The sequence below is a fragment of the Synechococcus sp. CCY 0621 genome, from assembly GCF_019038465.1.
In the GTDB taxonomy this organism is placed as follows: Bacteria; Cyanobacteriota; Cyanobacteriia; order PCC-6307; family Cyanobiaceae; genus Cyanobium.
Genome location: NZ_JAFKRH010000052.1, coordinates 41923 through 52392, shown reverse-complemented (window position 1 = coordinate 52392; position 10470 = coordinate 41923). Strand labels below are relative to the sequence as shown.

General features: G+C 71.3%; 12 protein-coding genes. 5 read left to right on the top strand and 7 right to left on the bottom strand.

The features are described 5' to 3' along the window. Positions 1 to 362: sigma factor-like helix-turn-helix DNA-binding protein (locus KUG43_RS16395; RefSeq protein WP_286194907.1), on the top strand; the 362-nt coding region annotated here is incomplete at its 5' end. A 65-nt stretch (positions 363 to 427) separates the two neighbouring features. Here the strand turns inward: KUG43_RS16395 and rbp are convergent. After that, positions 428 to 721 (bottom strand): RNA-binding regulator, encoded by a 294-nt coding sequence (rbp, locus tag KUG43_RS16390; RefSeq protein WP_216910857.1) that lies wholly within the window; start codon positions 719 to 721, stop codon positions 428 to 430. Positions 722 to 859: 138 nt separating this feature from the next. Between rbp and KUG43_RS16385 the strand changes: the two genes are divergently transcribed. Then, positions 860 to 1105, top strand: coding sequence for a hypothetical protein (locus KUG43_RS16385; protein ID WP_216910855.1), 246 nt, complete (start codon positions 860 to 862; stop codon positions 1103 to 1105). A 10-nt stretch (positions 1106 to 1115) separates the two neighbouring features. Here KUG43_RS16385 and KUG43_RS16380 read toward each other — a convergent pair whose 3' ends face one another. The 4 genes from KUG43_RS16380 to KUG43_RS16365 form a co-directional block, all read right to left on the bottom strand. Beyond that, positions 1116 to 1295: a hypothetical protein gene (locus tag KUG43_RS16380; protein ID WP_216910853.1), complete on the bottom strand. Its 180-nt coding sequence runs from the start codon at positions 1293 to 1295 to the stop codon at positions 1116 to 1118. 73 nt (positions 1296 to 1368) lie between these two features. Further along, positions 1369 to 1866 carry a hypothetical protein gene (locus KUG43_RS16375; protein WP_216910851.1) on the bottom strand — a complete coding sequence of 166 codons (498 nt, stop codon included), beginning with the start codon at positions 1864 to 1866 and terminating at the stop codon, positions 1369 to 1371. A 43-nt stretch (positions 1867 to 1909) separates the two neighbouring features. Then, entirely contained in the window at positions 1910 to 4762 is a 2853-nt protein-coding gene (locus KUG43_RS16370; RefSeq protein ID WP_216910849.1) for a hypothetical protein, read from the bottom strand. A 66-nt stretch (positions 4763 to 4828) separates the two neighbouring features. Then, positions 4829 to 6544 (bottom strand): ABC1 kinase family protein, encoded by a 1716-nt coding sequence (locus KUG43_RS16365; protein WP_286194905.1) that lies wholly within the window; start codon positions 6542 to 6544, stop codon positions 4829 to 4831. Here KUG43_RS16365 and KUG43_RS16360 point away from each other — a divergent pair. From KUG43_RS16360 to KUG43_RS16350, 3 genes are read left to right on the top strand one after another with little or no spacing between them, the layout of a single operon-like run. After that, positions 6543 to 7904 (top strand): aminotransferase class I/II-fold pyridoxal phosphate-dependent enzyme, encoded by a 1362-nt coding sequence (locus KUG43_RS16360; RefSeq protein ID WP_216910847.1) that lies wholly within the window; start codon positions 6543 to 6545, stop codon positions 7902 to 7904. The two genes, KUG43_RS16365 and KUG43_RS16360, sit on opposite strands and share 2 nt — an antisense overlap. 5 nt (positions 7905 to 7909) lie before the next feature. Next, positions 7910 to 8509, top strand: coding sequence for a precorrin-6Y C5,15-methyltransferase subunit CbiT (cbiT, locus tag KUG43_RS16355; protein WP_216910874.1), 600 nt, complete (start codon positions 7910 to 7912; stop codon positions 8507 to 8509). Between the two features lie 10 nt (positions 8510 to 8519). Then, complete coding sequence (locus tag KUG43_RS16350) at positions 8520 to 9425, top strand: phosphatidate cytidylyltransferase (RefSeq protein WP_216910845.1); 906 nt, start codon at positions 8520 to 8522, stop codon at positions 9423 to 9425. Between the two features lie 16 nt (positions 9426 to 9441). On the opposite strand, the gene KUG43_RS16345 is transcribed toward KUG43_RS16350, so the two are convergent. Next, positions 9442 to 10104 carry an LmeA family phospholipid-binding protein gene (locus KUG43_RS16345; protein WP_216910843.1) on the bottom strand — a complete coding sequence of 221 codons (663 nt, stop codon included), beginning with the start codon at positions 10102 to 10104 and terminating at the stop codon, positions 9442 to 9444. Between the two features lie 32 nt (positions 10105 to 10136). Further along, the gene (locus tag KUG43_RS16340) at positions 10137 to 10442 is read right to left on the bottom strand and encodes a DUF8646 family protein (protein WP_216910872.1); all 306 of its coding nucleotides are present in this window, start codon (positions 10440 to 10442) and stop codon (positions 10137 to 10139) included. Between the last annotated feature and the right edge of the window lie 28 nt (positions 10443 to 10470).

Below are 10470 nucleotides of genomic sequence, written 5' to 3'. Positions count from 1 at the left end.
AAGAGGAAGTCAAAGACCTGCTCTGCCGCGCCCGCCAGCCGGTGAGCCTCGAAACAAAGGTGGGCGATGGCGAAGACACCGAGCTGCTGGATCTGCTCTCCGGCGACGACCTGCTGCCGGCCGAGCTGGTGGACGGCGAGTGCCTCAAGGGCGACCTGCGGGCCCTGCTCGAGCAGCTGCCGGAACTGCAGGGCCGCGTGCTGAAGATGCGCTACGGCATCGATGGCGAGGAGCCGATGAGCCTCACCGGCATCGCCCGCACCCTGGGAATGAGCCGGGACAAGACCCGCAACCTGGAGCGGCGTGCCCTGGAAGGCATTCGCCACCACTCCCGCTCCCTTGAGGCCTATCTGGTGGCCTGAGCCCCTACGGCCCATCAAAAAAGCCCCCGTCTCCGGGGGCTTTGGCCTGCAGGGGGTACCTGGCTTCAGTAACGGGGACGGCCGCCGCCGGCGCCACCGCCGCCGCCACCACCACCGGTGCGGGGCTGGGCCTTGTTGACACGGATCATTCGCCCCATCCACTCGACGTCCTGAAGGTCGTCGATGGCCTTGGTTTCATCGGCCTCATTGGCCATTTCAACGAAGGCGAAGCCGCGCTTGCGGCCGGTTTCCCGGTCGAGGGGCAGGCTGCAGTTACGCAGCGCTCCATACTGCGCAAACAGATGGTTGAGATCATCTACCTCCGCGTCGAAGGAGAGATTTCCAACGTAAATCGTCATGAACAGAGAAACAATTATGAACGGATTCGTCGAAAGCCCTTTCGGGACGTTGTCACTCGCCGAAGAGAAATCTTTGAATCAGTAGAAGCGTACAGCCTGGTTGGGCTGGCAGGCTGGGGCCGTTGCGCAGGGCGAAGCATGAAGGAGCAGGCAACGGCCATCGCCCTGGCGGCGCTCTGGGTGCTCGGCTGGGGGGTGGGCGGCTCGCTGATCGATGCAGGCCTGATCGGTGCAGGGGTCTACGACCTCGAAGGCGGGCAGCTGGGCACCCTGATCACCTTCGTGCTCTGGAGCCTGCTGTGGGGCGGAGTGGGGCTGAAACTCTGGCGGAGCCGGGGCCATGGCGGCTCCGAAGACGGGGACAACGGAAACGAGGCGCCCTGAGCGCCGGCCGTCAGCGGCGCATGCCGAGGAGCTGGGCGCCGTAATGCTCGCTGAATTCGGCCTGGTGCTGCCAGGCGGAGAGAAGGGTCTTGGCGACCTTGCGGAGTTCCTCGATGTCATTGCAGCTGTCGATGGCGCGGGAGTGAACAGCGATCGAGAACTGGCGGTTGATCGAAAGGGAGGCTTCCATGACCGTGTTGCGATATTTCATTACGTTACAAGGCCTTGCCGGTGGGCGGGCGGCGGCAACCCGCACTGGGTGATCAGAAAAACTGGTCAAAGTTATCGAAGTCGACCGCACGGAAGGTGCCGTCCTGCACCTGGGCCATCAGCCGCTCCAACTGCACCCACAGGGCACCACCGGTGAGAAGCGACAGCACGAAGGCCACCAGCAGGGCCGCGCCGGCGGCGAAGCCGAACACCTGCAGGCTGGCGCCGATGAACAGGGTCACGCCGATCACCAGACCCGCGTAGGGCAGGGTCGTCTCCAGGTTGGAGATCGGCAGCAGGGCCAGCCGGTCCTGCTTCCAGCCCTCCAGCCGGTTCTGGATCATCTTGGCGAAGGTGAGTCCGCACAGCACGGCCATGGCCAGGCCGATCCCGGCCAGCATGTACGGCGGGTAGGTGAGCGGGGCGTACTCCAGCAGGATCTCCAGGGCATCCAGATCGCCGAAATCACCGCTGGCCTGGTCCAGCCCCGCCTGCTGCAGGGTCACCGGAGCAGTCGAGAGGGCGGCCAGCAGCTGGGTCACGGAAAGCATCAGGAGGCGATCGCGCCCGACCCTAGGCGCCGGTGCCGCCCCGTCAGCTGAATCGGCTCCGCAGGCGGTGGACGATGGCGTTCAGGGCCAGCAGCAGCAGGCCCACGCCGATGAACACCAGACCACGCAGACCCAGGTCCGCCTGGGCCATGTCGATGGCCAGCAACCGCAGCAGGCAGGCGCCCAGGCCCACCAGGGCCACCAGCCGGAACTGGGGCTCCCGCAGCACAATCCCGAGCACGTAGATGGCGAAGGCTTCGCCGGTCCAAAGGAGCGTCAGCAGGGCGCGGTCGTAGCCGCTGGCCAGCACGAGGGCCACGGCGACGAACAGGGGGTAGTACAGCCAGAGGTTGCGGCGTTGCGCCACCCGCGCTCCGATCCATCCCAGCGGCGGCCATCCCCCGGGCTGGGCCAGCCGTTCGAGGTCGAGCCAGCGGTGGGAGGCCACGACGAACGCCGCCTGCAGCGCGATCGCCACCACCCCGGAGGCCTGGGCCGCTCCGGTGACGGGGGGGAAGGGGGACAGGCCACCACCGAGGCTGTGCACCAGCGCCAGCACCGACAGCCAGTAGGCCACCACGCCGTAGACCTGCAGGCGGATGGCGAACAGCCGCATCAGGGCCGGGCAGACCAGCACCAGGGCCAGCAGCGACCAGGCGACGGGTCGCCAGGGGGCACTGATCTCCCCCTGCAGCGTCAGCGCCACGCCCAGCAGGGCACCCTCAAGGAAGCAGGGTTGGACGACCTGCCAGCTCCGCAGCCGCTCCAGGTCGGCTCCCGCCCGGAAGAACCAGCCGTGCAGACACACGGCGATCGCCAGCAGCTCGACCAGCCAGCGTCCCCGCAGTTGCAGGGCCCCGAGCGTGACCAGCTCCTGGCTGGGCCCGATCACCAGCAGATAGGCGACGCCGAATCCGGCCAGGTACACCAGGGACAGCACCAATCCGGCCCGCACGGCCGCCCCCCGCAGCCGGTGGGTGGCCGCCAGGGCGCCGGCGGCCAGGAGCAGCCAGGCCACCCCCGGCAGCAGGGGCGAGATCGGCTCCAGCCACCACAGGGCCCCCAGCCCCGCATCGACGGCCAGCAGACCGAGGCCGAGGCACTGCTGGCGGCTGCCGCCGCCCGAGCGCATCAACAGCACGGCCAGCAGCCCAAGGGGCAGCAGTCGAGCGACCAGGGCCATGGCCGGCCAGGGGGACTGGGCCAGCAGCGCCAGCCAGCCGAAGCCATGGGCCGCCCCGATGGCAACGCTGACGCCCAGCAGCAGACCCGGTGGGCGCCAGCGCCTGGCCGCCACCAGGAACGCCCCCATCACCACCAGGCTCAGGGGGGAGCGCCAGTCCTCGGGCACCACCAGGGCTGGCCCCACCGTGATCAGGCCGCCGGCCAGCCAGCCCAGCAGGGGCGGCAGCGGCAGCGGCACGCCACGGCGCTGCAGCAGCCCCTGCATCGCGGCCGTCAGGGCGGCCCCGCCGGTGAGCACGGCACCGGCCTGGAGCTGGGCCACCGGATCGCGACTCAGCAGCGCCGCCACCAGGCCCGTGATCGCCAGCAGCAGGCTCGCCGCCACGCTGAGCCACCAGCCGATGCGTCGCAGGGGCCCGGAGTCCTCCCGCACCGCCAGGCCCAGGAACAGCAGGCACTCCAGCAGCACCGCACCGGCGAGCAACGGCCCATCCGCGACCAGGGGCGCCAGGCTGAGCAGGGCGGTCAGCACCAGGCTCTGCCCCACCAGCACATCGCCCAGGGCCAGCCAGCGCGGACCACGCCGTCGGGCGTTGCGCCCCAGCAGCAGGGCCACGGCGGCACTGAGCGTCAGGGCCAAGGCCCTCACGGCCGCCTCACGGGGATAGAGCAGCAGGGCGAGGCCGAGGCCGCCCCAGAGGCTCAGCAGCAGGGCCACGGGCAGGGCCTGCAGCTGGGGCGGCGCGGCCCCAGGTCGGTGCAGCCGCAGCAATCCCAGGCCGAAGACCAGGACCGCCGCCAGGGCAGCTCCGGTCGTCAGGGCGCTGGAGACGGCCAGCGCCGGGCCATTGGCCAGAAACCATCCGACCTGAAACAGGCCGTAGACCCAGCTCACCACCAACCGGTGCCGCTGCCAGCGGTGCCGCAGGGGCAGCTCAGAACCCACCAGGGCGATGGCCGTGGCGATCGCCAGGGCCGGTCCACCCTGGGGAGCGATCGCCAGCGGCACCAGGCTCACGGCAACGTGCAGGGAGGCGATCGTGGCGGTGCGGGCGATGGCGGCCAGGCCGAGGTTGACGGCGACGCCGCCAGCCAGCAGGGCCAGGGCCTGGGCTGGGTCCTCCACCCACTGCAGACCGAGCTGGGGCAAGCCACCGGCGGCGGCGCAGGCGAACAGGACCAGGGCGCCCCCTCCGCTGCGCATGCCGTCGGTGAGATCCCGCCAGCGCTGTCGCCGGCCCCATAGCAGTGAGGGCAGGGCCAGGAGCCCACCCGCCAGCAGGGCCACCAGGAACCGCTCCCTGGCCTCCAGCCGCAACCCCGCATGGATCGTGATGAAGGTGACACCGGCCACCACCACGAGCACGCCGAGCAGGCCGCTCCAGTTCTCCACCAGCAGCCGCTCGATTCGCTTCCAGGGTCTGGTCGCGCCCCTGGACGGCCGCAGCGGTGCCACAGGCACGGGCGCGGGCTCCACGGCGGCGTCCAAGGCCCGGGTTGTCACAGGGGCGATTCCCGACTGGCCGGGCCAGGGGTCACCCGCCAGGCGCTTCTCCAGGGCCTCGCTCCAGAGCGAGAGGGCGAAGAAGCGCTGGCTGAGGGAGGCCGTGTGGCGTTCGAGGCGCCTGAGGCGCCGCTCCATCGACAGGGTCTGCAGGATCCACCCGGCCACCAGCAGCAGGAGGGCGAACAGCAGCAGTGCCTCGGTCAAGAGCCGCAGCAGGCGGAGTCACGACCCAGCTTCGCCTGGCCCGGCGCTCAGCGCACCCGTGGGGCCTCAGGCGGCGAGCGGATTCAGGCGGGCCAGCAGGCCCGTGGCCAGCTTGCGGGCCGAGAAGGTGCGGCCCATCAGCCCCAGCAGAGCCTGGAGATCATCGGTGTGCAGCCGGTCGTGGCTCACCAGGCTCAGCAGCAGCCGCTGGCGCAGGCTGGTGCCCTCCTTGCCAAGCAGCAGGCGCAGGCCGTCGCGGGCGACCGGCAGCAGGTCGGTGGAGCTGGTGCCGTTCTCCACCACCGCCAGCAGGTTCTCCAGCCGCTCCACCCGCAGGCGGCCGTCACGATCGAAGATCACCTCCAGCAGCTTCTCGCGCATCTCGGCGGTGTCGCCAGCCAGCAGACGCTTCGCCACGTAGGGGTAGGCCACGCGGATGATGCGGAAGTCGGGGTCGAGCCGCATCGCCAGGCCCTCCTGGCTCACCACCGCCCGGATGATCAGGGCGAAGCGGGCCGGCACCCGGAAGGGGTAGTCGTACATCAGCTCCGAGAAGCGATCGGTGATCGCCTTGAAATTGAAGCTGCCGACGTTCTCCCCCAGGGCACCACCGAGCACCTGCTCAAGGGCCGGCACGATCGGACCCAGGGGGGTGCTGGGGTTGAGAAAGCCGAGCACCACGAAGTCGCGTGCCAGGGCGTCGAAATCGCGGTTGATCAGGTGCACCACCGCCCCGGTGAGGGTGAGACGGTCGGAATCGCTGAGCGAATCCATCATGCCGAAGTCGACATAGGCCACATGGCCGAGGCCGTTGGTCTTGCCCGGCAGGGCGAACAGGTTGCCAGGGTGGGGATCGGCATGGAAATAGCCGAATTCGAGAAGCTGCTGCAACCCGGCGATCACACCGGTGCGGATCAGGGCCGCCGGATCCAGGTGGTGGGCCTCCAGTTCACGCCGGCTCTGCAGCTTGGTGCCATTGATCCAGCTGGTGGTCAGCACCCGGCGGCTGCTGAGGCTGCGCTCCACCGCCGGAACGGTCACCTCGGGGTGGTCCTGGAACAGGGTGGCGAAGCGTTCGGCGTTGTCGGCTTCGCGCCGGTAGTCGATCTCCTCGAACAGGGTGGAGCCGAACTCATCGATGATCGCCCCGAGACCGAAGCCCAGATTCAGGGGCAGGAACGGGGCCGCCAGCACCGCCAGAGAGCGGATGATCACCAGGTCGCGGCGCAGCACGAAGGGCAGATCGGGCCGCTGCACCTTCACGGCCACCCAGTGGCCCTCGCTCAGACGGGCCCGGTAGACCTGCCCCAGGCTGGCGGCCGCCATCGGGTAATCGGGGAACTCTTCGTACAGCTGGTGGGCGGGGCCCCCCAGTTCCTCCTCGATCAGCGCCAGGGCCACCGCGTGGGAGAAGGGGGGGAGATCGTCCTGGAGCCGGGCCAGCTCCTCCAGCCAGTCGCGTCGTACCAGGTCGGGACGGGTGGAGAGGGCCTGCCCCACCTTGATGAAGCAGGGCCCGAGGTCGTTGAGGGTCTCGAGGATGGCGCGGGCCAGCCGCTGCTGCACCCGGGCATCGGTGCTGCTCGACTGAACCGCCAGCCGCAGGGCCAGCCCCGCCAGCCGCCAGATCACCACGATCAGCCTTGCCACCAGGACCCACGGCCGCAGCAGCAGCCAGCGCAGATCTCCGTTGGGGTCGTAGGTGGGCGTTGGGGTGACGGCCTCTGCCAGTGTCTTGCCGCAGCGATCGTCAGACTCTAGGAACTGTCTTCCCAGGTCCATGGGCCCCTTCTGGCGGTCAGCGCCGCTGGCCCTGCACCTGCCGGCCCATGGCCGGGGCCGGGCCCTGGCACCCGCCCTGCGCCGGCTGCTGCGCCAGCCACCGGGCCGCTGGGATCTGCCGGAACTGCCCGGCTTCGGCGGGCCCCTCGAAGCGGAGGGAACGGTGGCCGAAGCCCAGGGGCGGGCGGCGGCCCTGCTGGGGGCGGAGCGTTGCTGGTTCGGGGTGAACGGGGCCTCGGGACTGCTGCAGGCGGCCCTGCTCGCCCTCAGCCCGCCGGGATCCCGGGTGCTGCTGCCCCGTAACCTGCACCGCAGCCTGCTGCACGGCTGCGTGCTGGGCGGCATTGAGCCGCTCCTGTACAACCTGCCAAGCGATCCGCTCACCGGCCTGTGGCTGCCCCTGGAAGCACAGCGGCTGGAGCGGGTGCTGGCGGCGGCCGCCGCCTTGCCAGGCGAGCCGGTGGCGGCCCTGGTGCTGGTGGATCCCACCTACCAGGGCCTGGTGGCCGACCTGCCGGCCCTGGTGGCCCTGGCCCACAAGGCCGGCCTGCCCGTGCTGGTGGACCAGGCCCACGGCGGCGGCGAAGCCCTGGCCGCCGGCGCCGATCTGGTGGTGCTCTCCGTGCAGAAGAGCGGCACCGGCCTGGCCCAGAGCGCGGCGCTGCTGGCCCAGGGCGAACGGGTGGCGCCCGCCGCCATCGAACGGGCCCTGCTGTGGCTGCAGACCTCCAGCCCCAGCGCCCTGCTGCTGGCCTCGACGGCCGCGGCCCTGGAGCACGGCGCCAGCGCCGCCGGCCGGCACCAGCGCCAGAGGGCCGTGGCCCGGGCGGGCCGACTGCGCCGCCGGCTGGAGGGCCTGGGCCTGCCGCTGGTCGCCAACGGCGATCCCCTGCGTCTGGTGCTGGCCACGGCCCCGCTGGGGATCAACGGCCTGGAGGCCGACACCTGGCTGCTGGAGCGGGGGGTGATCGCGGAGCTGCCGGAACCCGGGGCCCTCACCTTCTGCCTGGGGCTGAACCCGCCCCGGGGTGTGGAGCGGCGCCTGCCGCGCCAGCTGGAGGGCCTGCGCCGGGCCCTCGGCGGGCCGCCCCTGCCCCCGTTCACGCCGCCCCCCCTGCCGCTGCTGGCGGCACCGGAGCTGCCGATCGGCGTGGCCTGGCGGAGCCCCGCCGAGGCCGTCCCCCTGGAGCGGGCCGCCGGCCGGGTGGCTGCAGCACCGATCTGTCCCTATCCGCCGGGGATTCCACTGCTGGTGCCGGGGGAGCGGATCGATCCGGCCCGCGCCGACTGGCTGCTGGCGCAACGGCGTCTCTGGCCCGGTCAGATCGCTGATACGGTGAGCGTCGTGGCCGGTTCGTGAGCCCGTTGCCGAACCCCTTCCACTGGGATTTCGTCACCCCCGGGCTGCCGGACAGCGCCTTTGAGGACGCCCCGGGCTTCAGCCCCACGCCGCTGGAGCTGCGGGTGATGCTGCTGGCCCACCTGCGCCCCCGGGCCGATTCGCTGGTCTGGGACGTGGGCGGCGGCACCGGCGCCCTGGCCCTGGAAATTGCCCGGCTGATGCCCACCGGCGCCGTGCACACCCTGGAGCGGGATCCGGAGGCGATCGACCTGCTGGAACGCAACCGGCAGCGCTTCGGCATCCACAACCTGCACATCCACGCCGGCGAGGCCCCGGAGGGCCTGGCCCTGCTCCCCCCCAACCCCGACCGGGTGCTGCTGGAGGTGGGCCGGCCCCTGGAGGACGTGCTGCGGGCCGTCTGGGGGGCCCTGCAGCCCTCCGGACGGCTGGTGATCAGCACCGTCAACCTGGAGGGTCTGGTCAAGGCCACCGACACCCTCGCCCAGCTGGGGGCCCACGATGTACAGGTGGTGCAGGCCACCGTGCACCGCATGCAGCGCCGCGGCAGCCAGGCCAAGCTGGCCGCCGCCGAACCGCTGTTCGTGATCGCCGCCGAGCGTTGAGCCCCAGCCCTTGCCTCCCGCCCCCCGCCCCGCCACGTCCATCTCCCGCCTGCTGAGCGGCTGGCTGGCCGGCGGCTTCGGGCTGGTGGTGGTGGGCCTGGGCGGCTGGTGGTTCACCGTCGCCGTGGGGGTGATCGTGCACCTGGGCCTGCTGGAGTTCTTCCGCATGGCCCAGTTCAAGGGCATCCGTCCCGCCACCAAGACCACCCTGGTGGCGGTGCAGCTGCTGCTGGTCTCCACCCAGGTGGCCGCCGGCAGCCTCTGGCCGGGGGGCGGGGTGGCGGGCGACGTGGCGGCGGCGGTGCTGCCCGCTTCCGGGGCGGTGATCTGCGGGTGGCTGCTTCTGCAGCCGGTCACCGGCACCATCGCCGACATCGCCGCCTCGGTGTTCGGGCTGTTTTATCTCGGCTTCCTGCCCAGCCACTGGATCAAGCTGCGCGATCTCACCGACCCCGCCCTGGCCCCCGCCCTCGATGGGCTGGGCTGGCCCTGGAGCCCCGGCATGGCCCTCACCCTGCTGGCCTGCCTGATGATCGTGGCGACAGACATCGGCTCCTACATGATCGGCCGGCGCCTGGGCCGCCACGCCCTCTCGCCGATCTCCCCGGGCAAGACGGTGGAGGGGGCCCTGGGGGGGGTGCTCTGCGCCCTGCTGGTGGGTGGCGTGGGCGGGGTGCTGCTGGGCTGGCGCTGGGGCTGGCTGATCGGGGCGGTGCTGGGGGCGGTGGTGTCCCTGTTCGCCCTGGTGGGCGACCTGACCGAATCGATGATGAAACGGGATGCGGGCCTCAAGGACTCCGGCGATGCGATCCCTGGCCACGGCGGCATCCTCGATCGGATCGACAGCTACCTGTTCGTGCCGGCGGTGGTCTATTCCGCGGTGACCCTGGTGCTGCCCCTGCTGCAGCGGGGCTGAGCGTCTGCCTGGGCCCTCAGGGGGAGACCCGGGCCTCCCCCTCCAGGTGCAGCAGGCCGGCACCGAGCTCGGCCCGTTCGATGCGGATGTTGGGATCCATCGGCAGCCGGGTGTGGGGCGTCCCCTCGGCGCAACGCAGTTCGACGGTGCCGCCATCGGCCCGCACCGCCACCTCCCGCTCCACCGGCTCCCGATCGCCGCTGGCGAAGGCCCGCAGCACCAGCCGGTCCTCCCGGATGCGCAGTCCCGCCAGGGGGGTGAGCCCAAGCAGGTCGTCGGCCAGGCCATCACCGAGGCCGCGCCAGGCCGGTGTGCTGAAGGAACGGCTGAGGCCGTCGCCGCTGAAGCTCACCAGCCCCTGGATGCGGAAGGGCTGCTCCAGCCTCACCGCCTGGTTGCGAACCAGGGACCCCATGCGCACCTGAATGCCGTCACAGCGGAGTTCCACCTCCTCGATCTCCATCGCCTGGTACACGACCCGCCGGGCCCGCAGCCGCACCCCATCCAGACGCCCCCGCAGCAGCCGCAGCCCCGAACCCTCCAGGCGGATCTCCAGCCGCTCGATGGCCTCGCACTGCTGCCGCAGCCACAGCTCCAGCCCCCGGGCCAGCAGCCCCATCACGGGGCCAGCGGATTCAGGTGTCTCGGAGGGACGGTCGCCGGCGGGTGTCTCGCTCATCCGCCAGCAGGCGCACAGGACTCCTCAGATTCTCATTCCATCCGGGCCCGGCGCGCCTCGCGGAAGGCCTCCGCAGCCGTCAGTGCCGCCAGCAGCAGCAATCCCCCCAGGCCGATCAGCTGGTTGCGGGGGTCGGGCGCCGTCAGGTCCGTGGCGGTGGCGGCTCCGCCGAGAACAGCGCCCAGCAGGAACCAGGCCGTGGCCAGGGCCGAGGTGATCCAGTAGGCCCGCCAGCGGCGCTGGTAGATGTAGCCGGTGCCCAGGCCAGGCACGACATTGAGCAGGGCCCCCAGCCAGGGGGCGGACCCGGCCAGGATTGTCTTGTCTTCAGGTGTCATCGTCATCAGGGCATGGCTGGATCCTCAG